Annotated in this window: 26 protein-coding genes; 8 read left to right on the forward strand and 18 right to left on the reverse strand. The window is 62.8% G+C overall.

Translation table 11 applies throughout. The features are described from left to right. Window positions 1–122: 122 nt before the first annotated feature. Both ACF8SD_RS15325 and gloB read right to left on the reverse strand, forming a co-directional pair. Window positions 123–1,553: a lytic transglycosylase domain-containing protein gene (locus ACF8SD_RS15325; RefSeq protein WP_173890226.1), complete on the reverse strand. Its 1,431-nt coding sequence runs from the start codon at window positions 1,551–1,553 to the stop codon at window positions 123–125. Between the two features lie 100 nt (window positions 1,554–1,653). Beyond that, the gene (gene gloB / locus ACF8SD_RS15330; protein ID WP_392484672.1) at window positions 1,654–2,433 is read right to left on the reverse strand and encodes a hydroxyacylglutathione hydrolase; all 780 of its coding nucleotides are present in this window, start codon (window positions 2,431–2,433) and stop codon (window positions 1,654–1,656) included. 85 nt (window positions 2,434–2,518) lie between these two features. Here gloB and ACF8SD_RS15335 point away from each other — a divergent pair, with 85 nt between their 5' ends. Genes ACF8SD_RS15335 through dnaQ form a run of 3 tightly spaced genes read left to right on the forward strand, consistent with a single transcriptional unit; the run spans window position 2,519 to window position 4,563 of the window. After that, window positions 2,519–3,292 carry a class I SAM-dependent methyltransferase gene (locus ACF8SD_RS15335; protein WP_173890222.1) on the forward strand — a complete coding sequence of 258 codons (774 nt, stop codon included), beginning with the start codon at window positions 2,519–2,521 and terminating at the stop codon, window positions 3,290–3,292. A gap of 15 nt (window positions 3,293–3,307) precedes the next feature. Beyond that, window positions 3,308–3,754: a ribonuclease HI gene (rnhA, locus tag ACF8SD_RS15340; RefSeq protein ID WP_029886642.1), complete on the forward strand. Its 447-nt coding sequence runs from the start codon at window positions 3,308–3,310 to the stop codon at window positions 3,752–3,754. Window positions 3,755–3,804: 50 nt separating this feature from the next. Beyond that, window positions 3,805–4,563 carry a DNA polymerase III subunit epsilon gene (gene dnaQ / locus ACF8SD_RS15345; protein ID WP_173890220.1) on the forward strand — a complete coding sequence of 253 codons (759 nt, stop codon included), beginning with the start codon at window positions 3,805–3,807 and terminating at the stop codon, window positions 4,561–4,563. A gap of 61 nt (window positions 4,564–4,624) precedes the next feature. Here dnaQ and ACF8SD_RS15350 read toward each other — a convergent pair whose 3' ends face one another. Then, the gene (locus tag ACF8SD_RS15350; protein WP_009686408.1) at window positions 4,625–4,843 is read right to left on the reverse strand and encodes a hypothetical protein; all 219 of its coding nucleotides are present in this window, start codon (window positions 4,841–4,843) and stop codon (window positions 4,625–4,627) included. A 156-nt stretch (window positions 4,844–4,999) separates the two neighbouring features. Here ACF8SD_RS15350 and ACF8SD_RS15355 point away from each other — a divergent pair, with 156 nt between their 5' ends. Continuing rightward, window positions 5,000–5,560, forward strand: a complete 561-nt coding sequence (locus ACF8SD_RS15355; RefSeq protein WP_173890218.1) for an NADPH-dependent FMN reductase — start codon at window positions 5,000–5,002, stop codon at window positions 5,558–5,560. A 71-nt stretch (window positions 5,561–5,631) separates the two neighbouring features. Here the strand turns inward: ACF8SD_RS15355 and ACF8SD_RS15360 are convergent, their stop codons facing one another. Continuing rightward, window positions 5,632–7,704 (reverse strand): TonB-dependent receptor family protein, encoded by a 2,073-nt coding sequence (locus ACF8SD_RS15360; RefSeq protein ID WP_392484673.1) that lies wholly within the window; start codon window positions 7,702–7,704, stop codon window positions 5,632–5,634. A gap of 219 nt (window positions 7,705–7,923) precedes the next feature. Between ACF8SD_RS15360 and ACF8SD_RS15365 the strand changes: the two genes are divergently transcribed. From ACF8SD_RS15365 to ACF8SD_RS15375, 3 genes are read left to right on the forward strand one after another with little or no spacing between them, the layout of a single operon-like run. Further along, entirely contained in the window at window positions 7,924–8,172 is a 249-nt protein-coding gene (locus ACF8SD_RS15365) for a LuxR C-terminal-related transcriptional regulator (protein ID WP_392484674.1), read from the forward strand. 11 nt (window positions 8,173–8,183) lie between these two features. Beyond that, window positions 8,184–8,528 carry a head completion/stabilization protein gene (locus ACF8SD_RS15370; RefSeq protein ID WP_392484675.1) on the forward strand — a complete coding sequence of 115 codons (345 nt, stop codon included), beginning with the start codon at window positions 8,184–8,186 and terminating at the stop codon, window positions 8,526–8,528. Continuing rightward, complete coding sequence (locus ACF8SD_RS15375; protein ID WP_173890211.1) at window positions 8,521–8,883, forward strand: hypothetical protein; 363 nt, start codon at window positions 8,521–8,523, stop codon at window positions 8,881–8,883. The genes ACF8SD_RS15370 and ACF8SD_RS15375 overlap by 8 nt, the downstream gene beginning before the upstream one ends. Here ACF8SD_RS15375 and ACF8SD_RS15380 read toward each other — a convergent pair. After that, entirely contained in the window at window positions 8,880–9,248 is a 369-nt protein-coding gene (locus ACF8SD_RS15380; RefSeq protein WP_173890209.1) for a helix-turn-helix domain-containing protein, read from the reverse strand. The two genes, ACF8SD_RS15375 and ACF8SD_RS15380, sit on opposite strands and share 4 nt — an antisense overlap. A 200-nt stretch (window positions 9,249–9,448) precedes the next feature. Here ACF8SD_RS15380 and ACF8SD_RS15385 point away from each other — a divergent pair, with 200 nt between their 5' ends. Continuing rightward, window positions 9,449–9,712 (forward strand): ogr/Delta-like zinc finger family protein, encoded by a 264-nt coding sequence (locus tag ACF8SD_RS15385; RefSeq protein ID WP_110676793.1) that lies wholly within the window; start codon window positions 9,449–9,451, stop codon window positions 9,710–9,712. 78 nt (window positions 9,713–9,790) lie between these two features. Here ACF8SD_RS15385 and nuoN read toward each other — a convergent pair whose 3' ends face one another. The 13 genes from nuoN to ACF8SD_RS15450 form a co-directional block, all read right to left on the reverse strand. Continuing rightward, window positions 9,791–11,260, reverse strand: coding sequence for an NADH-quinone oxidoreductase subunit NuoN (gene nuoN / locus ACF8SD_RS15390; RefSeq protein WP_009686417.1), 1,470 nt, complete (start codon window positions 11,258–11,260; stop codon window positions 9,791–9,793). Between the two features lie 7 nt (window positions 11,261–11,267). Next, window positions 11,268–12,800: an NADH-quinone oxidoreductase subunit M gene (gene nuoM, locus ACF8SD_RS15395; protein WP_029886633.1), complete on the reverse strand. Its 1,533-nt coding sequence runs from the start codon at window positions 12,798–12,800 to the stop codon at window positions 11,268–11,270. A 49-nt stretch (window positions 12,801–12,849) separates the two neighbouring features. Continuing rightward, window positions 12,850–14,703: an NADH-quinone oxidoreductase subunit L gene (nuoL, locus tag ACF8SD_RS15400; protein ID WP_009686419.1), complete on the reverse strand. Its 1,854-nt coding sequence runs from the start codon at window positions 14,701–14,703 to the stop codon at window positions 12,850–12,852. After that, window positions 14,700–15,008 carry an NADH-quinone oxidoreductase subunit NuoK gene (gene nuoK, locus ACF8SD_RS15405; protein WP_003251446.1) on the reverse strand — a complete coding sequence of 103 codons (309 nt, stop codon included), beginning with the start codon at window positions 15,006–15,008 and terminating at the stop codon, window positions 14,700–14,702. The genes nuoL and nuoK overlap by 4 nt, the downstream gene beginning before the upstream one ends. Window positions 15,009–15,011: 3 nt before the next feature. Then, complete coding sequence (gene nuoJ, locus ACF8SD_RS15410; protein WP_054913411.1) at window positions 15,012–15,512, reverse strand: NADH-quinone oxidoreductase subunit J; 501 nt, start codon at window positions 15,510–15,512, stop codon at window positions 15,012–15,014. A 10-nt stretch (window positions 15,513–15,522) separates the two neighbouring features. Further along, on the reverse strand, window positions 15,523–16,071 hold the full coding sequence (gene nuoI / locus ACF8SD_RS15415; protein ID WP_016488223.1) for an NADH-quinone oxidoreductase subunit NuoI: 549 nt from the start codon (window positions 16,069–16,071) through the stop codon (window positions 15,523–15,525). Between the two features lie 11 nt (window positions 16,072–16,082). Then, the gene (gene nuoH, locus ACF8SD_RS15420) at window positions 16,083–17,090 is read right to left on the reverse strand and encodes an NADH-quinone oxidoreductase subunit NuoH (RefSeq protein ID WP_029886631.1); all 1,008 of its coding nucleotides are present in this window, start codon (window positions 17,088–17,090) and stop codon (window positions 16,083–16,085) included. Beyond that, window positions 17,087–19,801 (reverse strand): NADH-quinone oxidoreductase subunit NuoG, encoded by a 2,715-nt coding sequence (nuoG, locus tag ACF8SD_RS15425; RefSeq protein ID WP_392484676.1) that lies wholly within the window; start codon window positions 19,799–19,801, stop codon window positions 17,087–17,089. The genes nuoH and nuoG overlap by 4 nt, the downstream gene beginning before the upstream one ends. Window positions 19,802–19,933: 132 nt before the next feature. Next, window positions 19,934–21,295, reverse strand: a complete 1,362-nt coding sequence (gene nuoF / locus ACF8SD_RS15430) for an NADH-quinone oxidoreductase subunit NuoF (protein WP_009686424.1) — start codon at window positions 21,293–21,295, stop codon at window positions 19,934–19,936. After that, entirely contained in the window at window positions 21,292–21,789 is a 498-nt protein-coding gene (gene nuoE / locus ACF8SD_RS15435) for an NADH-quinone oxidoreductase subunit NuoE (protein WP_003251433.1), read from the reverse strand. The genes nuoF and nuoE overlap by 4 nt, the downstream gene beginning before the upstream one ends. 2 nt (window positions 21,790–21,791) lie before the next feature. Next, window positions 21,792–23,573: an NADH-quinone oxidoreductase subunit C/D gene (gene nuoC, locus ACF8SD_RS15440; protein WP_009686425.1), complete on the reverse strand. Its 1,782-nt coding sequence runs from the start codon at window positions 23,571–23,573 to the stop codon at window positions 21,792–21,794. 79 nt (window positions 23,574–23,652) lie between these two features. Next, window positions 23,653–24,330: an NADH-quinone oxidoreductase subunit B family protein gene (locus ACF8SD_RS15445; RefSeq protein WP_003251429.1), complete on the reverse strand. Its 678-nt coding sequence runs from the start codon at window positions 24,328–24,330 to the stop codon at window positions 23,653–23,655. A gap of 9 nt (window positions 24,331–24,339) precedes the next feature. Next, window positions 24,340–24,753, reverse strand: a complete 414-nt coding sequence (locus ACF8SD_RS15450) for an NADH-quinone oxidoreductase subunit A (RefSeq protein WP_003251427.1) — start codon at window positions 24,751–24,753, stop codon at window positions 24,340–24,342. Window positions 24,754–25,565 lie beyond the last annotated feature (812 nt).

A 25,565-nucleotide genomic window follows, 5' to 3' on the forward strand; every position in this document is an offset into this window, starting at 1 on the left:
TTGAGGCTTTCAATGCCCGGGGAAAAGAGAGCGGCAAGCTTCAAGCTTCAAGCTTCAAGCTGCAAGAAAAAGCGGCGGTGTACGCGAATTGCTTTTTTCTTGCTGCTTGCAGCTTGCGACTTTCAATGCCCGACGTAGACGGTCAGGGTCTGCCCGGGCTTGAGGGCATGACCACTGCGCGGGTTCCAGCGCTTGAGGTGCTTCATTTCCACGTTGAAGCGCTTGGCCACCAGGTACAGCGAATCACCTTTGCGAACCTTGTACTGGGTGGAGCGCTTTGCAGAGGCGGCTACCCGGTTGCCAGCAGCGCTTGGTGCATTGCCACCGCGCAGCGCCAGTACCTGGCCGGCACGCAGGTTGTTGCCAGACAGACGGTTCCAGCGCTTGATGTCCTTGACCGAAACGCGGTTGGCCTTGGCGATGGCACCGAGGTTGTCACCCCGCTTGACCCGGTAGCTACGTGTGGCCATCGGTGCCTTGGCTTCTGCCACGGCGCGGGCGAATGCGGCTTTTGGCGGTTGCAGGCTGACCAGTTGCTCGGGGTTGAGGTTGGACAGGCTGGCACTGAGCAGCTGTGCTTTGGCGGTCGGCACCAGCAGCTGTTTCGGGCCATCGACGGTCATGCGTTTCTTGAACGCAGGGTTGAGCTGGATCAGCTCGTCCTCGTCGATGTTGGCGAAGGCGGCGACCCGGGTCAGGTCCAAGCGTTCGTTGATCGCCACTGCTTCGAAGTACGGTTCGTTGGCGATCGGGGTGAGATTGACGCCATAGGCTTCAGGCGTGGACACCACCTGCGACAGCGCCAGCAACTTGGGTACGTAGTCACGGGTTTCCTGCGGCAGTGGCAGGTTCCAGTAGTCGGTCGGCAGGCCAAGCTTCTCGTTGCGCTCGATGGCGCGGCTGACCGTGCCTTCGCCGGCGTTGTAGGCGGCCAGGGCCAGCAGCCAGTCGCCGTTGAACATGTCATGCAGGCGGGTCAGGTAGTCCAGCGCAGCATTGGTCGAGGCGGTGATGTCGCGGCGGCCGTCATAGAAATTGGTCTGCCGCAGGTTGAAGTGGCGACCGGTTGCCGGCATGAACTGCCACATGCCTGCGGCGCTGGCCCGCGAATACGCCATCGGGTTGTAGGCGCTTTCGATGGCTGGCAGCAGCGCCAGCTCCAGGGGCATGTCACGCTCCTCGAGACGCTCGACGATGTAGTGCAGGTACAGGCTGCCGCGCTCGCCGGCGCTTTCGATGAAGGTGGGGTTGCTGGCGAACCACAGGCGCTGCTGCTCGATGCGCGGGTTGACGTCGATGCTGTCCTGCAGGGCAAAGCCCTGGCGCATGCGCTCCCACACGTCCTGTGGCGCCTGCTCGGCCGGCTTGACCAGCAGCGGCGCGGGCTTGTGCTTGATCCGCGCCTGGTAGTTGTGCGCGCGAACGCTATCGGATTCGTCGAGCTGACGGGTGCTCTGGCAACCCACCAGAGTGGCGGCCAGAGCCAGCGCACTGATTTGGGCCAGGCGCGTCAGGGCGACTGAATGAGAGGTTCTGCGGCTACGGGAAGACATCGGCTGAGACAGGTATCCGGGCAAAAAATTTCGGCGATTCTAGAAACCGCTCCGGGCCGGGTCAACCGTTGAACACACATTGCGATATATCTTGCGGTTATCAGAAGGTGTCTTTCCAAGACCTCAAGGCAGCAAAAACAGCGACATGCGTAGCGTTTGAATGTCCCTTCCATTCGTCTGCTTTTTGTTTAACTAATGTTTCAGAGGTGCGCAAAAAAGGGTTGGTCAGGCGCTCCAGGCCAATCGTTGACGGCAAGGTGATGCGCTTCTCGGCGCGCAACCGGGTCACCTCATCGAAGCGCTGCTGCACATGCGGGTTGTCAGGCTCGACGGCCCTGGCGAAGCGCAGGTTGGCAAGCGTGTATTCATGGGCGCAGTACACCTGCGTGTGCGCGGGCAGAGCCGCCAGGCGGGCCAGGGCGGGTTGCATCTGCTCGGGAGTGCCCTCGAACATGCGCCCGCAACCGGCCGCGAACAGGGTATCGCCGCTGAACAGGAGCGGGGTTGCCGGCTGCTCACTGAAGAAAGCGATATGGCCCAGGGTGTGGCCGGGCACCGCCAGCACCTGGAACACCACGCCCAGCACTTTAACCTCGGCGCCCTCGTCCAGCGCCAGGTCGAGGCAGGGAATCTGTTCGTTGGCCGGGCCACAGACCCGTGCGCCGGTCAGTTGCTTGAGCCGTGCCACGCCGCCGACGTGGTCGTTGTGGTGGTGGGTAATGAGGATGTCGCTCAGCGCCCAGCCGGGGTTGGCGGCCAGCCAACGCTCCACCGGGCCGGCGTCGCCGGGGTCGACCACCGCACAACGGCGTTTGGCAGTATCCTGTAACAACCAGATGTAGTTGTCGGAGAAAGCGGGAAGAGCATCGATCTGTATCATGGTGCGGATCCGATTCACCTAGCGTGGCACATGAAGGCATCTTAGCCGCGATGGCGCGGTGGGAGAACCTTCGAGGGAGAGCGCAATGACCGACCAAGCCTTTGCCCAGGCCGATCCGGACTGGGTCGAGCTGATCAGCCTGGCCCGTGAGTGGTTCAATGGCCCACTCGGCCAACTGATGCTCAAGGAAGAAGACCAACTGCTGGAAGAAGAGCTGGGGCGCTTTTTTGGCGGTTACCTGGTGCATTACGGGCCCTGCGCCGAAGCACCGCCCAAGGCACCCCAGGTGCAGCGCAATGTGCGCCTGGGTGCGCCGTTGCCGGGGGTTGAAATTGTCTGCGAGGAACAGGCCTGGCCGCTCAGCGAGCATGCTGCCGACGTGGTGGTGCTGCAGCATGGCCTGGACTTCTGCCTGTCGCCGCATGGCCTGCTGCGCGAGGCAGCCAGTGCCGTGCGCCCGGGTGGGCACTTGCTGATCGTGGGCATCAACCCGTGGAGCAGTTGGGGCATGCGTCATTTCTTCAGCCATGGCGCCTTGCGCAAGGCGCGCTGCATCTCGCCGTCGCGGGTTGGCGACTGGCTCAACCTGCTGGGCTTCGCGCTGGAGAAACGCCGCTTCGGGTGCTATCGTCCGCCGCTTGCCTCACCCGCCTGGCAGCAGCGCCTGCAAGGCTGGGAGCGGCTGGCCGGCGGCTGGCAAGGCTCCGGTGGTGGGGTATACCTGCTGGTGGCGCGCAAGATGGTGGTCGGGCTGCGGCCATTGCGTCAGCAGCGCCGCGAACCCATGGGCAAGCTGCTGCCGCTGCCGCTGGCCAAGGTCAATCGCACGGCAGCCAACCCTGAAACTGACAAGCACTGAATTCAAGAGTGGTACATGAGCGATAGCGTCGAAATGTTTACCGATGGTGCCTGCAAGGGCAACCCTGGCCCGGGTGGCTGGGGGGTGCTGATGATCTACAAGGGCGTCGAGAAGGAACTGTGGGGCGGCGAACGTGAAACCACCAACAACCGCATGGAGCTGATGGCGGCGATCCAGGGGCTGATGTCGCTCAAGCGTGAATGCGAAGTCGTGCTGACCACCGACTCGCAGTATGTGATGAAAGGCATCAACGAGTGGATGGTCAACTGGAAGAAGCGCGGCTGGAAAACCGCGGCCAAGGAGCCGGTTAAAAATGCCGACCTGTGGCAACTGCTCGATGAGCAGGTCAACCGCCACAAGGTCACCTGGAAGTGGGTGCGCGGGCACATCGGCCACCCCGGCAACGAACGGGCCGACCAGTTGGCCAACCGTGGGGTCGATGAGGTGCGCGCCCAGCGTTGAGCTGGGGTACAATCGCCGCTTTGTAACTGATGCAAGTTGGAGCGCCCGGCGTGGAGCAGCAGCAAGATAAACGGTACGTGATTCTCGATACCGAGACCACGGGTATGCCGGTTGGCGAAGGTCACCGGATCATCGAAATCGGCTGTGTCGAGGTGATCGGCCGGCGGCTGACCGGGCGGCATTTCCATGTCTACCTGCAGCCGGACCGCGAGAGTGACGAGGGGGCGATCAACGTCCACGGCATCACTGATGCGTTTCTGGTCGGCAAGCCGCGCTTTGCCGATGTGGCCGATGAATTCTTCGAGTTCATCCAGGGCGCTACCCTGGTCATCCATAACGCGGCGTTCGACGTAGGCTTCATCAACAACGAATTCGCCTTGCTGGGCCAGCAGGATCGCGCGGACGTTTCGCAGTACTGCACCATTCTCGATACCTTGCTGCTGGCGCGTTCGCGCCACCCGGGGCAGCGCAACAGCCTCGATGCCCTGTGCAAACGCTACGATATCGACAACTCGGGCCGTGAGCTGCACGGCGCACTGCTCGACTCGGAACTGCTGGCCGACGTCTACCTGGCGATGACCGGTGGCCAGACCAGCCTGTCGCTGGCCGGCCATGGGGCGGATGCCGAGGGTGACGGGCAGGCTGGCGGCGGCAGCGAAATCCGCCGGATCACCGGGCGAGCGCCGGGGCGCGTGATCATGGCCAATGCCGAAGAGCTGGAAGCGCATGCCGAGCGGTTGGCAGCCATAGCCAAATCGGCAGGCGGGCCTTCGATGTGGCAGGTGCTGACCGAATCAGCTGCCGGCTGATTGTGGCGATCTGTCTTGCTGCTGCCGGTTATCCATCACCGGCCATGCGCCACGGCTTGCTTCACGGAATGCGGATGAGCTCGACACCGCTGCGGGCCAGTTCGAAGCGGTTTTCGCCCAGGTAATTGACCTTGTCGCCGATGGCCAGGCGGTAGGTGGTGATGGGGGCGCCCAGTGTGCTGCCGTCAAGTTGCAGGGTCGACTCCTGAAACTCGTGCACGGGGTAGATGCGGCCTTCGGCGTCACGGGCGTGGAATTGGCCGACCATTACTGCTGCCATTTGGGTGGAAACCTCTGAAATACGTAGGAAATGTCTGTAGTCATAGACCGTGCAGGAGGGCTGGAAGTTTTCGCGTCGATGAAAAAAAACCAAAGCGGCGAGAAACGGTCATCTATAACTACAACGTCCTTTAACCCGTATAGGTAGGAAATTGCCATGAGCCAGGTGTATTCGGTTGCGGTTGTCGTCGGTAGCTTGCGCAAGGAGTCCTACAACCGTAAGGTCGCCCGCGCGCTTGCGGAGCTGGCGTCGTCCAGTCTAGCCCTGAAAATCGTCGAAATTGGCGATCTGCCGCTGTACAACGAGGATGTCGAGGCCGAAGGCGCTCCTCAGTCCTGGACACGGTTTCGCGAGGAGATCCGCCGCAGCGATGCCGTGCTGTTCGTCACCCCTGAATACAACCGCTCGGTCCCCGGCTGCCTGAAGAACGCCATTGACGTTGGCTCGCGGCCTTACGGGCAAAGTGCCTGGAGCGGCAAGCCCACCGCAGTGGTAAGCGTTTCGCCAGGGGCTATCGGCGGCTTTGGTGCCAACCATGCCGTGCGCCAGGCGCTGGTATTCCTGGACATGCCGTGCATGCAGATGCCCGAAGCCTACATTGGCGGTGCCGCCAACCTGTTCGAAGAGTCGGGCAAGCTCAACGACAAGACCCGGCCATTCCTGCAGGCCTTCATCGACAAGTTTGCTTCATGGGTGAAGCTGAACCGGTCGGTCTGAACCGCCAACCCACTATTGCGATGCCTCTTGCCGCAGTGGCCTGGCCCGCTGCTGCAAGGGGCACTCATGCGTCAGCGGAAGCTGTAGGAAACCCCGGCGTATACGCTGAAGCCTTCGCCCGGTGTGGAGCGCGCATTGTCATTACCGGCATCGTTGTAGGCGGGCGTCACCGTCGCTGCATAACGCTGGTTGGTGAGGTTGCGCAGGTCCAGCCAGGTCTGCCAGTCCTGGCGGGGTGAATCCCAACCGATGCGCGCGCCGAGCAGGGCATATTCATCAGCGTGGTAGCTGTTGGCATAGTCCACCTGCACCTTGGACGCCAGCTGGGTATTCACCCCGGCATGGAAACCGCTTGGCCAGTCGTAGCGCAGCTCGGCCTGGTAATAGTGCATGGGGATGCCGGGCATGCGATTGTCACCGAACGCCTCGTCATCGCGGTAGTGGAAGTCACTGAATGTATAGGCCTGGCGCAGGCTCAATTTGCCCGTGCCTGAGCGTTCCCACAACGTACTGACAAGGCCGGCTTCCACACCTTGGTGCACCGTGGCGCTGGCATTGAACTCGGAGGTGAAGTTCGGCACCACTTCCACGGCGAGCAGTTCGTGGCGCACCTGTGCATAGTACCAGGCCAGGTCCCAGCGGCCGATGGCCGAATCGCCACGTGCGCCCAGCTCCAGGGTAGTTGCAGTCTGGTTCTGCATTTCGATCGGCTGGATCTGTTTGCCGCCAGTACTCGGTGCGCTCCAGATCAGCGACCAGGGGTGTGGCGGCTCGACCGAACGGCTGAGGTTGCCATACACCTGCAGGTCCGGCCGGAGGTCGTAGCGCAAGCCCACACGGGGGGCGTAATCCCAGTCATGCATGCTCACTTTGCCGCCCTCGGCAGGGTAGGTGACGTCGCTTTCACGCCGGGTGTAGATCATCGCCAGGCCGGTGGTCAGCCACAGGTTGGGCACCAGTTCCAGGTCATTGCCGGCATGCAGCACGGTATCGGAGCCCTGGTACGTGAAGTCCCGCGTTCTTGCACCGAACACGTCGCCAGTGCGGGCGAACTGCGACGCGCCGCTGTTTGGCAGGTGTTTGGTGGTGCGCCAGCCGAGGGTGGTCTTGCTCTCGTGGCCGTACAGGCTGGCGCGGCGCGAATAGTTGAGCGTGCCGCTGACGTCGGTATAGGCCACCTTCAAGCGCATCGGCCCTTCGCGCAGGTCCATGGGGTAGTCGTGGTAAACCAGGCCGGCTTCCACCCGCGCGTCATCGTCGAGGTAGAAGGTAGTCTTGTTGCCTACCCAGGTGCTCCCCGGTTGCGGGCGGCTATCGTCACGGGCCAGGTAGGCCGGGTTGGCCGCCCGGGGGTGGTGTTTGATCTGGTCCTTGGTCAGGCGCCCGGCCAGTTCGTTCTCGGTTTCCCGGTAGCGCAAATAGAAGCGCGTTTCGAGGTTGGGGTTGAAGCGGTAGCCGACATTGGCAGCCACGCCCTTGGCACTGCCGCTGCTGTGAGCCTGGTAACCGTCGTATTCGGCATCGGTCAACGCGACGTAGTAGTCGAGGTTGCCCAGCACCTGGCCCGAGCTGATATGCCGATGCTGGTAGCCGCGGCTGCCCACCTCGTAGCGTACCTGCAGCGGTGCAGCGTCATAGCCGGTGTGGGTGACGTAGTTGATCGCGCCACCCAGTGCCAGCGCGCCCAGATCGAAGCCGTTGGCGCCGCGCAACACGTCGGCGCGGCTTAGCCACAAGGGTTCGAACAGCTCGTAGGGGGTGCCCCCCGGGCCGGTCAATGGCAGCCCGTCGAACATCGTGTAGACGCCAGAGCCATGTGCCCCCGGGGCACGATTGAGGCCTGAGCCGCGGATCGACAACTTGATCCCGTCGTTGCCTGCCGATTGTGCGAACACACCGGGCTGGTAGGCCAGCACGTCCTGGTTGCTGGCCACCCGGCCTTGGCCGACGTGTTGCATGTCCACCAGGTTGCTGGCGCCCGGTATTTCGCGCAGGCGCTGGGTTGCCGACGTCAGTTCGGTCTGCTCCTCGTCGGTGATCAGGACCTGGTCGAGCTCGACCGAGGGTGCCGCCACGGCGGGCTGGGTGGCGCCTATGGCAGCCAGCAGGCCCAGGCAGGATGACAGGGGCAAAACGCGACGCATTGTACGACTCCAGGCGAAAGGCGAATGGACAACGGCGTTGAGACGAGCGAAATGCCGCCGGGAGCACGAAGAAAAGCACTCATTTTTCCGCTGCTTTCATCAGACGCTGTTGTACGAAAGTTCTTTACAAACGGCGGCGATGGAGGCTGCCGCCCGGGCTTCGTAAGGTGAATGCAGATCGGCAAGCGTGCCGTGCTCATTCACCCGTGGAGTTCAAACATGACCGACAACGCTCGACATTCGCAGCACCCTCCGGCGCACGCCCCGGTGCGCCTGACACCACGTGAACAGCAGGTGCTGCTGTGGTGCGCCTATGGCAAGAGTTCCTGGGAAATCGGGCAGATTCTGGCGTGCAAGGAGTCGACCGTGAATTTCCACGTGTCCAACATCCTGCGCAAATTCGATGTGCCCACCCGGGTAGCTGCAGTGATCAAGGCTATTCGTTACGGCATGCTGGCCGAGCAATGAGGAGGTGACACATGAGTACCGATCGCCTACCGCGCATTGCCGATAGCCACGACCCGTTCTGGCCACGGGTGGACTTGGGCAGGTTGCATGAACGCCTGAAGCTGCAGCAGCCAGTCAGTGATGCGGCGCTGGAGCTCGCCGCGCGCTGTGCCGTGATTGCCGCGGCAAGCGAGTTCGCCCGCTGGCGAGCGGCGCTGCGTGAGCGGGGCTACCAACGCCTCGAGGACGTGGCCGGGCATGACCATGGGCGCGCCTTGCGCGTGTGTTACACCCGTTTTGTCGAAGCCGCGATCCTGCACACCTTCGGTTGCACGCCTTGCCGGGCTAAATCGCGACGAGGGCTTGAACATGCCTGAACAATGGTTCTGCGACCCCTTGGGTTCAACCTTGGCACAGATGCTGGGGGTGGAAGGCAACGTGTTGTTCGCCGCGCTGCTGGGGGCGTTGCTGGTCAGCGCTGCGCGCGACCGGTTGATCACCAACACCGCCAAGCGCCTGACACTGGCCAAGAAACTGTTGCTGGTGTTCGTCACCGTAGGCGTGGGCCATTTGTTCGAGCCGCTGATTTCGGAGTCGGTGCCTTTGCTGTCACGTGGCATGGCCGGTTTTGTGGCAGCGGTAATCGTCATTCCGGTGAGCCTGAAGGTCATGGTGCTGGTCGACACCCTCGACCCGCGTGAACTGATCCAGCGCTGGCGAAAACGGGGTTAGCCCGTCAGCTCGCTCAACTGCTGTTCCAGTTGCCGGATACGCTGCTTGTCTTCGATGAACAGCAAGATGGCTTGGCGGTCGCTGGGCGACAAGGTGCGCAGGCGCTCAAGCACATCGGCTTCCCAACCTCCCAACCCTCGGCTTGCCGGGGCCTGCTCGCCATGGCCTAGCAGAAGCCAGTCCAGCGAGCAGGCGTGTTGCCTGGCGATCTCGATGCAAAGGGAATAGGGAATGCTATCGCGCACCTTCCAACTGCTGAGCGTCTGCGGGCTCACCGACAGTGCGCGCGAAAGCTCGGCGTCGGACTGCGCGCCAGTTAGAAGCTTGAGCCGCGTGAGCACCGCAGCCAGTACGTGAGTACTCATAACAAATATCCATGACTGGTTTAATGATATTCCATGGGCTTAAACTACTCGTTATGAATACAGCCCTGCGTTTTAAGGAGCATTTCTGCAATGAGAAACACCAACCTGAAGAATAGTCCCGATTTTGTGGCCAATACTGACACACTCCGGCGAGCATTCTCACTGAAGTTGAACCTGAACAGTGCTTGCAGGTATTTGCCGTGAGTACTTACAAGCTTGTCTGCCCGCACTGCCACAGCCGGATGCGCATACGCACCAGTGAAGGTCGCCATATTTTCCTGCGCATCGCTTATTTGCAATGCACAACCGAGGCCTGTGGCTGGTCGGTGCGTGCCGAATTCGAAATGACCCATGAACTGTCGCCCAGCGGCATGCCCAACCCGGAAGTCTACCTGCCTTCAGCCAATGGTGATTTGCGCAAGGCGGCCCTGCCGGGCGCAGGGCTGGGTAGCCCTGGTGAATGAGCTGGCATGCTCAGCGACCTAAAACGCGCACATAAAAAAACACCCCGCATCAGCGGGGTGTTTTCATTGCCAGGGCAATCAGCCGATCAATTGCAGGCCGGCTTGCTGGACCATTTCCAGCAGGGGTTGCGGGTACACACCCAGTACGAAAGCAAGAATGGCGATGGCCAGCAGCATGACGCCACCGGTGCGCTGCTCCCACTTCAGCGGTGCGTCGTGGCGACGCAGGTTCGGCTCGACCAGGTACAGGGTGACCATGACACGCAGGTAGTAGTACACGCCGATGGCGCTGCCGATCACCAGCGCCCCAACCAGCCACCACAGGTGCGACTCGACGCCAGTGGCGATGATGTAGAACTTGCCGATGAAACCGGCGGTCAGCGGGATGCCCGCCAGTGACAGCATCATCACGGTCAGCACTGCGGTCAGGTACGGGCGGCGCCAGAACAGGCCGCGGTATTCGTACAGGGCATCGGCGTCACGGCCACCATAGGGCGAGGACATCAGGGTGATGACCCCGAAGGCGCCCAGGCTGGTGATCACGTAGGTAACCAGGTACACACCCATGGCTTCCAGGGCCAGGCCCTTGCTTGCGATCAGGGCGATGAGCAGGTAACCGAAGTGGGCGATGGACGAATAACCGAGCAGGCGCTTGAGGTTGCTCTGGGTCAGCGCCAGCAGGTTACCGACCAGGATGGAGGCAACGGCGATGACCGCCAGTACGGTGCTCAGCACGCCGCTGCTGGCAGCAGGGGAGAGCATGAACAGGCGCACGACCACGGCGAACACCGCGACCTTGCTGGCGGTTGCCAGGAACGCGGCAACCGGCGCCGGGGCGCCTTCGTACACGTCCGGGGTCCACAGGTGGAAAGGTACCAGCGACAGCTTGAAGGCCAGGCCGACCAGCATCATGCCCAGGCCCAGTTGGGCCACCAGGCTTGGCATGCTGGTAGCCGCCAGGGCCTTGCCGATCTGGTCGAAGCTCAGGCTGCCGGCGTCGGCGTACAGCAGGGCCATGCCAAACAGCAGGAACGCTGACCCGGCGGCCGACAGTACCATGTACTTGATACCGGCTTCCAGCGAGCGCTTGTTGAAGAACGCATAGGCCACCAGGCCGTAGACCGGCACCGACAGCAGCTCCAGGCCGATGAACAGCCCCGCCAGGTGGTTGGCGCTGACCAACACCAGGCCACCGAGTGCCGACATCAGCAGCAGCAGGTAGAGCTCTTCACGGTTGCCCGGGAAGCCTTTGGAGCCTTCGCCCAGGTAGGCGTGGGCCAGGGTGACGCAAGCCAGCGTGGCCACCAGGATGATCGCCATGTACAGGCAGGCGAACTTGTCGATGGTCAGCAGCGGGGTGACCGCCAACGGTGCCACCTTCAGCACCGGCAGGATCGACAGCAGCGCCAGGTTCAGGCCCACGGTGGACAGCAGGAAGGTTTGCGAGTGGTTGCGCTTCCAGGCGATCGCCAGCATCACCACCACCGTGGTGATGGTGGTGATCAGCATCGGCGCCAATGCGATGAAGTGTTGAGTGGTGAATTCCATAGCGCTCTTACCGGGCCGAAGCGAGTTGAGTGAAAGCGGAGCCGAGCCACTGCTGCACACCACTCATGGTGGCGGCAGAGGTGTCGAGGAATGGCTGCGGATACACGCCCAGCAGGATCAGCAGGACCGCCAGGCCCAGCACCATGATCAGCTCGCGACCGTCCATGCCGGCCAGTACGGTGTCGCTCTTGGCCGGGCCGAAGTAGGCGCGGTGGATCATGATCAGCGAGTACACCGAGCCAAATACCAGGCCGGTGGTGGCGATCACGGTGATCCACGGTACATGCACGAAGCTGCCGAGCAGGATCAGGAACTCGCCGACGAAGTTGCCGGTGCCGGGCAGGCCCAGCGAGGCGGCGGCGAAGAACAGGCTGATGGCGGGGAGGTAGGCGATACGGTGCCACAGGCCGCCCATCTGGCGCATGTCACGGGTGTGCAGGCGCTCGTACAGCTGGCCCGACAGGATGAACAGCGCGGCAGCCGACAGGCCGTGGGCCAGCATCTGGATTACCGCGCCTTGCAGGGCCTGCTGGCTGCCGGAGTAGATACCGATCAGCACGAAGCCCATGTGCGAGACGCTGGAGAAGGCGATCAGGCGCTTGATGTCGGTTTGCGCGAAAGCCAGGAACGCACCGTAGAAGATGCCGATCAGGCCCAGGGTCATGGCAATCGGCGCGAACTCGGCCGAGGCGTTCGGGAACAGCGGCAGGGCGAAGCGCAGCAGGCCATAGGCCGCAGTCTTCAGCAGGATACCGGCCAGGTCCACGGAACCTGCAGTGGGCGCCTGGGCGTGAGCGTCAGGCAACCAGGAGTGGAACGGCACCACCGGCAGCTTCACCGCAAAGGCGATGAAGAAGCCCAGCATCAGCAGGTATTCCACGCCCGCAGGCAACTGGGCCTTGAGCAGGTCGCTGTAGTTGAAGGTGAGCACGCCGGTGGTGTTGTAGTTGACCAGGACCAGGCCAAGGATCGCCACCAGCATGATCAGGCCGCTGGCCTGGGTGAAGATGAAGAACTTGGTCGCCGCGTAGATCCGGGTCTTCTTGCCATCTGCCGAGCTGTGACCCCAGAGCGCGATGAGGAAGTACATCGGCACCAGCATCATTTCCCAGAAGAAGAAGAACAGGAACAGGTCCAGTGCCAGGAACACACCGACCACGCCGCCCAGGATCCACATCAGGTTGAGGTGGAAGAAGCCGACGTGACGCTGGATTTCTTTCCACGAGCACAGGACCGACAGTACGCCAAGCAGGCCGGTAAGCAGGATCATCAGCAGCGACAGGCCATCGAGGGCCAGGTGGATGCTGATGCCAAAGCGCTGGATCCACTGGACTTTGTATTCCAGGGCCCAGGCCGGTTCGGCGCCAGGTGCGGGGGCGAGGGTGTAATCGCCGTGAGCCCACAGCCACAGGCCGATGCCTAGCAGCAGGGACATGGTCAGCAGCGCGATCCAGCGCGGCAGGGTGGCGCCGAAGCGCTCACCCAGCCAGCACAGGAAGCCGCCGATGAAGGGGATCAGGATCAGCCAAGGCAAAATCATGACGGGTTCGTTTCCTTTTGCAGGGTCGCAAGGTTCGCAAAGTTCATGGTCATACCGCAGCCACTACCACAGCGCCGAGTACCAGCACTGCGCCAACGGCGATCGAGGCGGTGTACCAGCGCAGTTGGCCAGTCTCGGTCTTGCTCATGGCGACGTGGCCGCCGCGAGCCAGGCGAGGGATGAGGCCAATGCCGCGGTCAACCGGATCCTTGCGCAGCATGTGGCTGATCAGCAGGTAAGGTTTGACGAACAGCTTGTCGTAGATCCAGTCGAAGCCCCAGGCAGCGAACCACCAGGCCGAAAGCACGCGGCCGATGCTGCTGTTGGCCACCGCACTGACGAAGCTGCGCTTGCCCAGGAACAGCAGGGCTGCCAGCAGGATACCGGCAATGGCGATCGACCCCGAGGTGATTTCCAGCGCGTGCTTGGCTGCGCCACCGGCATGGCCGGCGCTTTCAGGCAGCACGCCGGCCAGCGGTGGGGTGATCCAGGCACCGATGAAGGTCGACAGCACGATCAGTACGCCCAGCGGCAGCCAGTGGCTGATGCCGTGGCCGGCATGCGCTTCGGTCTTGGCTTCGCCGTGGAAGGCGATGAAGATCAGGCGGAAGGTGTACAGCGAGGTCATGAACGCGCCCACCAGGCCGGCGTACAGCAGGCCGGTGTTGCCACTGGCGAAGGCTTCCCAGAGGATCTCGTCCTTGGAGTAGAAGCCGACCGTCACGATCGGCAGGGCGGCCAGGGCCGCGCCACCGACCACGAAGCTGGCATAGGCCAGGGGCAGTTTCTTCCACAGGCCGCCCATCTTGAAGATGTTCTGCTCGTGGTGGCAGGCAACGATCACCGCACCGGAGGCCAGGAACAGCAGTGCCTTGAAGAACGCGTGGGTCATCAGGTGGAAGATCGCCGCGTCCCAGGCACCGACGCCCAGGGCCAGGAACATGTAGCCGATCTGGCTCATGGTCGAGTAGGCGAGGATACGCTTGATGTCGGTTTGCACCAGCGCAGCGAAGCCGGCCAGTACCAGGGTCACGCCACCGACTACGCCTACCAGGTGCAGGATGTCGGGTGCCAGCAGGAACAGGCCGTTGGTACGGGCGATCAGGTACACGCCCGCAGTCACCATGGTCGCGGCGTGGATCAGCGCCGAAACCGGGGTCGGGCCGGCCATCGCGTCCGCCAGCCAGGTCTGCAGTGGCAGCTGGGCCGATTTACCCACCGCACCGCCCAGCAGCATCAGCGTTGCCAGCACCATCCAGGTGTCGCCCGCCTGGAATTTCTGTGGTGCCAGCACCAGCAGCTCCTGCACGTTCAAGGTACCCAGCTGGGCGAACAGGATGAACAGGCCGATGGCCATGAACACGTCGCCGATGCGGGTGACGATGAATGCCTTGAGCGCGGCATTACCGTTGTTGCGGTTGCTGTAGTAGAAGCCGATCAACAGGTACGAGCACAGGCCCACGCCTTCCCAGCCGAAGTAGATGAACAGCAGGTTATCGCCAAGGATCAGGAACAGCATGCTGGCGATGAACAGGTTGGTGTACGAGAAGAAGCGCGAGTAGCCGGCTTCGCCACGCATGTACCAGGAGGCGAACAGGTGGATCAGGAAGCCAACACCGGTGACCACGCCGAGCATGGTGACCGACAGGCCGTCCAGGTACAGGGTGAAGTTCGGCGCGAAGCCGTCCACCGACATCCACTGCCACAGCAACTGGCTGTAAGCGCCGCCTTCAGGTGGGGCGACGTTGAATTGCCAGATGACGTAGGCGGCCGTGGCCGCCGACAGGCCTACCGAGCCGACGCCGATCAGCGCGGACAGGTTCTCCGAGAACCGTCCGCGCGAGAACGACAGCAGCAGGAAGCCGATGAGGGGAAAGACGAAAGTCAGGAAGAGAAGGTTCATCCGCGCATCTCACTGGCAGCATCGATGTCGAGAGTGTGGAACCGGCGGTACAGCTGCAGCAGGATGGCCAGGCCAATGCTGGCCTCGGCAGCTGCCAGGCTGATCACCAGAATGAACATCACCTGGCCGTCGGGCTGGACCCAACGGGCCCCGGCGACGACGAACGCCAGGGCAGAGGCGTTCATCATGACTTCCAGGCTCATGAGCACGAAGAGGATGTTGCGGCGGACCATCAGGCCAACCAGACCTAAGCAGAACAGGATGCCGGCGACTGCCAGGCCATGTTCGAGAGGGATAGCACCCATGATTTACTCCTTCGCCTCGTTGCGGCCCAGGTGGAAGGCGGTCACAGCTGCCGCCAGCAGCAGCATCGACGCCAGTTCGACCACCAGCAGGTAGGGGCCGAACAGGCTGACCCCCACGGCTTTCGGGCCCACGGTGGTACCGCTGATGCCAGCGCCGCTCGGGCTGACGAACAGCACATACAGCAGCTCTGCCAGCAACAGGGCGCCAAGGATGACCGGCCCGGCCCAGATGCCTGGCTTGAGCCAGCCGCGCTCCTGGGCGACCGAGGCCGGCCCTAGGTTGAGCATCATCACCACGAACACGAACAGCACCATGATGGCGCCGGCGTAGGCGATCACTTCCAGGGCACCGGCGAACGGTGCACCCAGGGAGAAGAAGATCATGGCCACGGAAATCAGCGAAATGATCAGGTAAAGCAAGGCGTGCACGGGGTTGGTGCCGGTCACCACCCGAAGGGTGGACACCACGGCGATCCCGGATGCGAAGTAGAAAGCGAATTCCATCTTTCTGTCCTTATGGGAGCAAGCTCTTCACGTTGATCGGCTCGGCTTCGTTCTGTGCAGCGCCTTTCGGCTTGCCAGCGATGGCCATGCCCGCAACACGGTAGAAGTTGTAGTCAGGGTTCTTGCCGGGGCCGGAGATCAGCAGATCTTCTTTCTCGTACACCAGGTCCTGACGCTTGAACTCGGCCATTTCGAAATCCGGAGTCAGCTGGATCGCGGTGGTCGGGCACGCTTCTTCACACAGGCCGCAGAAGATGCAGCGCGAGAAGTTGATGCGGAAGAACTCCGGGTACCAGCGGCCGTCCTCGGTTTCGGCTTTCTGCAGCGAGATGCAGCCGACCGGGCAGGCCACCGCGCAGAGGTTGCACGCTACGCAGCGCTCCTCGCCGTCGGGGTCGCGGGTGAGCACGATGCGGCCGCGGTAGCGCGGCGGCAGGTACACGGGCTCTTCGGGGTACTGCAGGGTGTCGCGTTTGCGAAACCCGTGGGAGAACACCATGGCCAGGCTGCGCAGCTGGGTGCCGGTGCCTTTAACGATGTCGCCGATATACTTGAACATGGGTCAAATCCTCACTGGGCCGCGACGGCTGGCGTGTTGTAGAGCACGAGCGCAGCGGTCACCAGCAAATTGATCAGGGTCAGCGGCAGGCAGAACTTCCAGCTGAAGTCCATCACCTGGTCATAGCGTGGGCGCGGGATCGAGGCGCGCAGCAGGATGAACAGCATGATGAAGAACGCGGTCTTCAATGCGAACCACAGGAACGGCAGTTGCGGCAGGATGCCGAACGGGCCGTGCCAGCCGCCGAAGAACAGGGTTACTAGCAGCGCCGAGATGAGGATGATGCCGATGTACTCACCGACGAAGAACATGCCCCACTTCATGCCGGCATACTCGATGTGGTAGCCGTCGGCCAGTTCCTGTTCCGCTTCCGGCTGGTCGAACGGGTGACGGTGAGTCACGGCCACGCCAGCGATGAAGAAGGTGCAGAAGCCGAAGAACTGCGGAATGATGAACCACAGGTTCTGCGCCTGGTACTCGACGATGTCGCGCATGTTGAACGAGCCCACCTGCACCACCACGCCCATCAGCGCCAGGCCCAGGAACACTTCGTACGACACGGTCTGCGCCGACGCCCGCAAGCTGCCCAGCAGGGCGTACTTGTTGTTCGACGACCAGCCGGCAAACAGCACTGCGTAGACCGACAGGCCGGCCATGGCGAAGAAGAACAGCAGGCCGATGTTCAGGTCGGCGACGCCCCAGCCCGGGGTGATCGGGATGATCGAGAAGCCGATCAGCAGGGCGCTCATGGCCACGACTGGCGCCAGGGTGAAGATCATCTTGTCGACGAAGGGCGGGTTCCAGTCTTCCTTGAAGAACATCTTCAGCATGTCGGCTGCGATCTGGAACATGCCGAACGGGCCGACACGGTTCGGACCGTAGCGGTCCTGCCACCAGCCCAGCAAGCGGCGTTCGACGAAGCTGAGCAGGGCGCCGCAGACCACCACGGCCAACAGCACCACGATAGCCTTGACGACCTGGATGATCACATCGATCACTTCGGGGGTGAACCAGCTCATTGTGCTGCCTCCTGCAGACCTTCGACGGGGGCACCGAAGATGGCAGGCGGAATGCCGGCCAGGCCTTTCGGCAGCGCGACCAGGCCAGCGCCCAGCTCTTCATTGATACGCAGCGGCAGGCGCAGGGCCACACCGGCAACGGTCAGGCTCAGCAGGGCACCTTCGTTGACGCCCAGGCGGTCGGCCTCGGACTTGGCCAGGGCCACGTAGGCCGCCGGAATACGCTGTTGCACCGGGGCGGCGCGCGAGGAGCTTTCTTCACTGCCGAACAGGTGGAAGAACGGCACCGCCATCCAGGTGCCACGGGCCGGGTTGAAGGCGCCCGGAATGGCGCTGAACCAGTTCAGGCGGTCGCCTTGCGACTCGATCAGGCGCACGCCCGGGTCACCAGCACGCAGGTGGCCACCGACCTCGTCCTGGAACTTGTTCCAGGCTTGCGGCGAGTTCCAGCCCGGGGACCAGGCGAACGGCACCTGCTGGCGCGGTTCGGCCGAACCCGAGTAGCCTTCCATGGAGAAGGCGAACGCGGTGTCCTTGTCTTGCGGGGTACGTGGCTCGTGCACGCTGATGTTGGCGCGCATGGCGGTACGGCCGGAGTAGCGCAGCGGCTCGCGGGCCAGCTTCATGCCCTTGATGCGGAACGCGGCGCTTGGCGCCGCATTGACGATGCCGGCCAGTTGCGGCGCGGCAGCAGCACAGGCGCTGGTCACGTGGTCCAGTTGCGTCCAGTCGACCGGCTTGTTCAGCAGGGTGGCACGCAGGGCGTGCATCCAGCGCCAGCCTTCGTGGATCTGGATGCTGCTGTCCAGGTACTGCGGGTCGAACACCTGGAAGAAGCGCTGGGCACGGCCTTCCTGGCTGACCAGGGTACCGTCGCCTTCGGCGAACGAGGCGGCCGGCAACACCAGGTGGGCGCGGTCGACCGTCGGGGTTTTCGAGTGGTCGGCGACGATCACCACTTTGGCGGCCGCCAGTGCTGCGTCGACCTTGGCAGCCGCTACCCGGGCGTACAGGTCGTTTTCCAGCACCACGATCGCATCGGCTTTGCCGCTGATGACGGCGTCCAGCGCAGCATCTACCGACTCGCCACCGAGCATGGCCAGGCCGATGCTGTTGGCCTCTGGCACCACCAGGCTCAGGGAGCCGCTTTTCTCGCGCAGCTTCAGGGCCTTGGCGATGTTGGCGGCGGCTTCGATCAGGGCCGGGTCGGCCAGCGAAGTGCCCGCTACCACCAAGGGGCGCTTGGCGGCCACCAGGGCGTCGGCGATGCGCTGGGCCAGGGCTTTGGCTTCGGCGTCCAGGCCTTCGACGGCCGGGGCGCTCGGGTCGATGGCGTGGGCCACGGCGAAGCCGAGGCGGGCCAGGTCGGCGGGGGCTGCGTGCACACACTCTTGCGCCACGTCGTCCAGCTTGGTTTCAGCCAGCGAAGCGATGAACAGCGGGTACAGCGCGTGCTGGCCGATGTTCTTCACGGCAGCGTCGAGCCAAGGCTGCACCTTCATCGCTTCGGCCATGGCCTCGGCCTTGCCCTTGGTCGCCTGGCGCACAGCCAGCGCGACGCGGGCAGCGGTCTGGGTCAGGTCTTCACCCAGCACGAACACGGCGTCGTGGTCTTCGATGTCGCGCAGGGTCGGCACCGGCAGCGGGCTGTTGTTCAGCACGTCCAGGGCCAGGCGCACCCGGGCCAGCTCGCCAGCTTCCATGCCCGAGTAGAAGTACTCGGCACCGACCAGCTCACGCAGGCCGTAGTTGCTTTCGAGGCTGGCGCGTGGCGACCCGATACCGACGATGGTGCGGCCGCGCAGCAGGTCGGCGGCCTTGTCCAGGGCGGCGTCCAGGCCCAGCTTGGTGCCGTCGGCCAGTTTTGGCTGGCGCGGGCGGTCCGTGCGGTTGACGTAACCGTAGCCAAAGCGGCCGCGGTCGCACAGGAAGTACTGGTTCACCGAACCGTTGAAGCGGTTTTCGATACGGCGCAGCTCGCCGTAGCGCTCGCCCGGGCTGATGTTGCAGCCGCTGGAGCAGCCATGGCAGATGCTCGGGGCAAACTGCATGTCCCACTTGCGGTTGTAGCGCTCGGAGTGGGTCTTGTCGGTGAACACGCCCGTTGGGCAGACTTCGGTCAGGTTGCCGGAGAACTCGCTTTCCAGCACGCCGTCTTCGACGCGACCAAAGTACACGTTGTCGTGGGCGCCGTAGACACCCAAGTCGGTCCCGCCGGCATAGTCCTTGTAGTAGCGCACGCAACGGTAGCAGGCGATGCAGCGGTTCATCTCATGGGCGATGAACGGGCCGAGGTCCTGGTTCTGGTGGGTACGCTTGGTGAAACGGTAGCGGCGCTCATTGTGGCCGGTCATTACCGTCATGTCCTGCAGGTGGCAGTGACCGCCTTCCTCGCACACCGGGCAGTCGTGCGGGTGGTTGGTCATCAGCCATTCGACGACGCTGGCGCGGAACGCCTTGGACTCTTCATCATCGATGGAGATCCAGGTGCCGTCGGAAGCAGGGGTCATGCAGGACATGACGATACGACCACGGGTGTCGTTCTCGTCGGTGTACTGCTTGACCGCGCACTGCCGGCAGGCACCCACGCTACCAAGCGCGGGGTGCCAGCAGAAATAAGGGATGTCGAGGCCGAGTGACAGACACGCCTGTAACAGGTTGTCAGCACCGTTGACTTCGAGCGCTTTGCCGTCTACGTGGATAGTGGCCATTGTTCAAAGTTCTTCGTTGGCCCGCGTGAGCGGGCGTGGCTAATGGAAATCGGTGAGCCTGCGGCACGCCACGAGTCATTCGGGCCTGCCGGCGGGCTGGCGGGTGGCACGGACCACCCGCGTTCTATCTTTTTATGCGCCGACCACAATCGGCTTCGCCAGGTTCGGGCGCAGGGTGCCAGCGCTTTCAGGCGCCACACCGGCCTCGAACTCCGAGCGGAAGTATTTGATGGCACTGCCCAATGGCTCGACGGCACCTGGTGCGTGAGCACAGAAGGTACGGCCTGGGCCAAGGAAGTTGACCAGCCCCAGCAGCGTCTCGATGTCTTCGGCGCGGCCCTGGCCGTTTTCCAGTGCGCGCAGCATTTTCACGCTCCACGGCAGCCCGTCACGGCAAGGGGTGCACCAGCCGCACGACTCGCGGGCGAAGAACTCTTCCATGTTGCGCAGCAGCGACACCATGTTGACGCTGTCGTCGACCGCCATGGCCAGGCCCGTACCCATGCGGGTGCCGACCTTGGCGATGCCACCGGCGTACATCTGCGCATCGAGGTGCTCGGGCAGCAGGAAGCCGGTACCGGCGCCGCCTGGCTGCCAGCACTTGAGCTTGAAGCCGTCACGCATGCCACCGGCGTAGTCCTCGAACAGCTCGCGGGCGGTAACGCCGAACGGCAGTTCCCACAGGCCCGGGTTCTTGACCTTGCCGGAGAAGCCCATCAGCTTGGTGCCGTGGTCTTCACTGCCTTCACGGGCCAGCGACTTGTACCAGTCGTTGCCGTTGGCAACGATGGCGGGCACGTTGCACAGGGTTTCGACGTTGTTCACGCAGGTCGGTTTGCCCCATACACCCACCGCAGCAGGGAAGGGCGGCTTGGAGCGCGGGTTGGCGCGGCGGCCTTCCAGCGAGTTGATCAGCGCGGTTTCTTCACCGCAGATGTAGCGCCCGGCACCGGTGTGCACGAACAGCTCGAAATCGAAACCGCTGCCCAAGATGTTCTTGCCCAAAAGGCCTGCGGCCTTCGCTTCATCGATGGCGCGGTTGAGGTTTTTCGCGGCGGTGGTGTATTCGCCGCGCAGGAAGATGTAGCCGCGGTAGGCCTTCAGGGCGCGGGCGCTGATCAGCATGCCCTCCACCAGCAGATGGGGCTGTTGCTCCATCAGCATGCGGTCCTTCCAGGTGTTGGGCTCCATTTCGTCCGCGTTGCACAGCAGGTAGCGGATGTTCATGGATTCGTCTTTGGGCATCAGGCCCCACTTCACCCCGGTGGGGAAGCCGGCGCCACCACGGCCCTTGAGGCCCGAGTCCTTGACGCTTTGCACGATATCGTCGGCGGACATGTCTGCCAGCGCCTTGCGCGCGGCGGCGTAGCCGTTCTTCGATTCATACTCGGCCAGCCATACCGGTTCGCCGTCATCACGCAGGCGCCAGGTCAGCGGGTGGGTTTCGGCCGTGCGCGCGATGCGGTTGGCCGGGCCGAAGGAAGTAATGGTCATACGTAACCCTCCAGCAGTTTGGAAACGCCAGCCGGCTGCACGTCACCGAAGGTGTCGTCGTCGATCATCAGCGCCGGGGCTTTGTCGCAGTTGCCCAGGCAGCATACCGGCAGCAGGGTGAAGCGGCCGTCTGCGGTAGTCTGGCCAAGGCCGATGCCCAGTTCGCTCTGGATCTGGCTGACCACCGATTCGTGGCCGCCGATGTAGCAGACCATGCTGTCGCACACGCGGATGATGTGGCGGCCGACTGGCTGGCGGAAAATCTGGCTGTAGAAGGTGGCTACACCTTCGACGTCGCTGGCCGGAATGCCCAGCACTTCGCCGATGGCGTGGATGGCGCCGTCCGGCACCCAGCCGCGTTCCTTCTGAACGATCTTCAGGGCTTCGATGGACGCCGCGCGCGGGTCCTCGTAGTGGTGCATTTCGTGCTCGATGGCCGAGCGCTCGGTTTCGCTCAGGGCGAAACGGTCTGTCTGGATAAGCGTGCTGTTCATGCTTAGCGGTCCACGTCAGCCATAACGAAGTCGATACTGCCCAGGTACGCAATGAGGTCGGCGACCATGCTGCCTTTGATCACCGAAGGGATCTGCTGCAGGTGCGGGTAGCTCGGGGTACGGATCCGGGTGCGGTAGCTCATGGTGCCGCCATCGCTCGTCAGGTAGTAACTGTTGATGCCCTTGGTCGCCTCGATCATCTGGAACGACTCGTTGGCCGGCATCACCGGGCCCCACGAGACTTGCAGGAAGTGCGTGATCAGGGTTTCGATGTGCTGCAGGGTGCGCTCTTTCGGCGGGGGCGTGGTCAGCGGGTGATCCGCCTTGTACGGACCTTCCGGCATGTTGCGCAGGCACTGGTCGATGATGCGGATACTCTGGCGCATCTCCTCGACACGGACCATGCAGCGATCGTAGGCATCGCCGTTGTGGGCCAGCGGTACTTCGAACTCGAAGTTCTCGTAGCCGGAGTAAGGGCGGGCTTTGCGCAGGTCGAAGTCGCAACCGGTGGCGCGCAGGCCGGCACCGGTGGTGCCCCAGGCCAGTGCTTCCTTGGTGTTGTAGGCAGCGACGCCGATGGTACGGCCCTTGAGGATGCTGTTCTGCAAGGCCGCTTTGGTGTACTCGTCGAGGCGCTTTGGCAGCCATTCGACGAAGTCTTTCACCAGTTTGTCCCAGCCGCGCGGCAGGTCGTGGGCGACGCCACCGATGCGGTACCAGGCCGGGTGCAGGCGGAAACCGGTGATCGCCTCGATCACGGTGTAGGCCCGCTGGCGGTCGGTGAAGGTGAAGAACACCGGGGTCATGGCACCCACGTCCTGAATATAGGTGCCCAGGAACAGCAGGTGGCTGGTGATGCGGAAGAACTCGGCGAGCATGATGCGGATCACGTCGACCTTCTGCGGCACCTGGATGCCGGCCAGCTTCTCCACCGCGAGCACGTACGGCAGGTTGTTCATCACCCCGCCGAGGTAGTCGATACGGTCGGTGTAGGGGATGAAGCTGTGCCAGGACTGGCGCTCGGCCATTTTCTCGGCGCCACGGTGGTGGTAGCCGATGTCCGGTACGCAGTCGACGATCTCTTCACCGTCCAGCTGCAGCACGATACGGAATGCACCGTGCGCCGAAGGGTGGTTGGGGCCGAGGTTGAGGAACATGTAGTCCTCGTTGGCGCCCTGACGCTTCATGCCCCAGGCTTCGGGGTTGAAGCGCGCCGATTCCTCTTCGAGCTGCTGCTTGGCCAGGGTCAGGCTGTACGGGTCGAACTCGGTGGCACGGGCCGGGTAGTCCTTGCGCAGCGGGTGGCCTTCCCAGGTGGGGGGCATCATGATGCGGCTGAGGTGCGGGTGGCCGGCAAAGTCGATGCCAAACATGTCCCAGACTTCGCGCTCGTACCAGTTGGCGTTCGGCCAGATGCTGGTCACCGATGGCAGGTTGAGGTCGCCTTCGCTGAGCGACACCTTGATCATCACGTCGCTGTTACGCTCGATCGACAGCAGGTGGTAGAACACGCTGAAGTCGGCGGCTGGCAGGCCGCGGCGCTGGGTACGCAGGCGTTCGTCGACGCCGTGCAGGTCGTACAGCATGCTGTACGGCTTGGCCACGCCACGCAGGAAGCTCAACACTTCCTTGAGTTGGGCGCGCTTTACCCACAGCACGGGCATGCCGGTGCGGGTTTCCTGGGCGACGAATGCTTCGGCGCCAAAACGGTTGTGCAGTTCGACGACCACATCCTGGTCGTCAGCCTTGTAGGGCGGAATGAAAATAGCGTTGTCCGCTGTCATGGTCTCGGTCGCTTTGGGTCAACGTTAAGAATGAAGCCAGGCCGCCGGCTCCATGGGGAGCGGGCGGCAGGTCGCTGGATCAGACTTCGTCGGGGCTGCGCAGGTTGGTTACGGCAATGCGCTGCTCGCGACGCAAGTCTTTCTGGGCTGGCATCTCGGCACGGTAAATACCTTGATCACCAACAACCCAGGAAAGCGGGCGTCGTTCTTGGCCGATCGACTCCTGCAGCAGCATCAAGCCTTGCAGGAAAGCCTCAGGGCGTGGCGGGCAGCCAGGCACATAGACGTCCACGGGGAGGAACTTGTCGACCCCCTGAACGACCGAGTAGATGTCGTACATGCCACCGGAATTGGCGCACGACCCCATGGAGATCACCCACTTGGGCTCGAGCATCTGCTCGTACAGGCGCTGGATGATCGGCGCCATTTTCACGAAGCAGGTACCGGCGATGACCATGAAGTCGGCCTGACGCGGCGAGGCCCGAATGACTTCGGCGCCGAAGCGGGCGATGTCGTGGGGGGCCGTGAAGGCCGTGGTCATTTCCACGTAGCAGCAGGACAGGCCGAAGTTGTACGGCCACAGTGAGTTCTTGCGACCCCAGTTGACCGCGCCACGCAGCACATCTTCGAGCTTGCCCATGAAGATGTTCTTGTGGACCTGGTCCTCCAGCAGTTGATCGGTGACGGTTTCCCGTTCACCGACCGGGTACTGCTCGTTAGGCGCATCCGGATCGATTCTGGTTAGATTGTATTGCATGCCAAAGCCTCATTGTTTCAGCTTCGCTTGCCGCTTGCGGCGACCTTCGGGAGCCCAATCAAGTGCCCCGACGCGCCATAGGTAGACAAGACCTGCCAACAGAATTGCTATGAAAACGAGTGCTTCGACGAACCCGGTCCAGCCGCTTTCGCGGACGGACACAGACCATGCAAAGAGAAAGAGGGCTTCGATATCGAAGATCACGAACAGCATCGCGACCAGATAGAATTTGGCAGACAGGCGCAGGCGGGCGCTGCCGACGGGCAGCATGCCGGATTCGAAGGGTTCGTTCTTGGCGCGGCCCCATGCCTTGCTACCGAGCAGGCTGGACAGGCCGAGCATGAAGGCGCACAGGCCGACGACACCCAGGAGGAAGATGGCAAAGCCCCAGTTGTGGGCGATGAGTCCTGCCGAATCGGACATGCTAGAAATCCTTATACAGAGACCCAGCTCTGCAGTCTGAAATAAGTGTAGAGCGGCGACCTGGTGTCGCACATGCAGTGACCAAATGTCGCAGCTGAATCAATCGCGCTGATTTTATGGGTAAACCTGGTGCAAGTAAAATTTCTGTAGCAAATTTATCCGTAGGATTTAGTACAACAGCAGCGTGTAAATGGCTGAAAGCCTTGAAATTCGGGCATTGGGTGAGCTTTTGTTAATTATGTTTCTTGCGAGTGGTAACGAATTACTAGTTTCGGAATGATAATTGATATCATTTGGCCTGATGCCATTTAATTCGGCTGCTCTGAGCCTTGTAAAGTTCATCTGGCGAGTCGCCTCACTTGTAAATGCGAAAGGGCCGTGTTCTAGCAGCTTTGCGCAGCGGTTGCACCGCTCTGGGTCAATACTTTAGTGGTTGGGTCATGACTGGCTGATGAAGCGGCCGGCCAACGCTGCCGTGGGTGCGGTGCTGCCACAAGCATAGACGTGATTGTGGGGTTTGTTGGGCTGGCGTGGGTCGCGTGAGGGCGGCCATTTGCATGGCGAAAGGAATGCAGCGCCTGTGAGATCGAGCGCCGCCCGCGCGGCGCTTCGCGGCTAAAGCCGCTCCTACGTTTGTTTCCGGCCAGTCCATCCTGTGCCAGGCGCGCGCGACCGCCTTGTTTGTACGTCGCGATATCGAGGCGTGCGCCAAAGCGTTCGCGCGCAAATCCCACAGGCATAACTGGCCCGAAACAAGCGTAGGAGCGGCTTTAGCCGCGAAGCGCCGCGCGGGCGGCGCTCGATCTGCGCAA

The organism is Pseudomonas sp. CJQ_9 (assembly GCF_043106615.1).
GTDB lineage: Bacteria > Pseudomonadota > Gammaproteobacteria > Pseudomonadales > Pseudomonadaceae > Aquipseudomonas > Aquipseudomonas juntendi.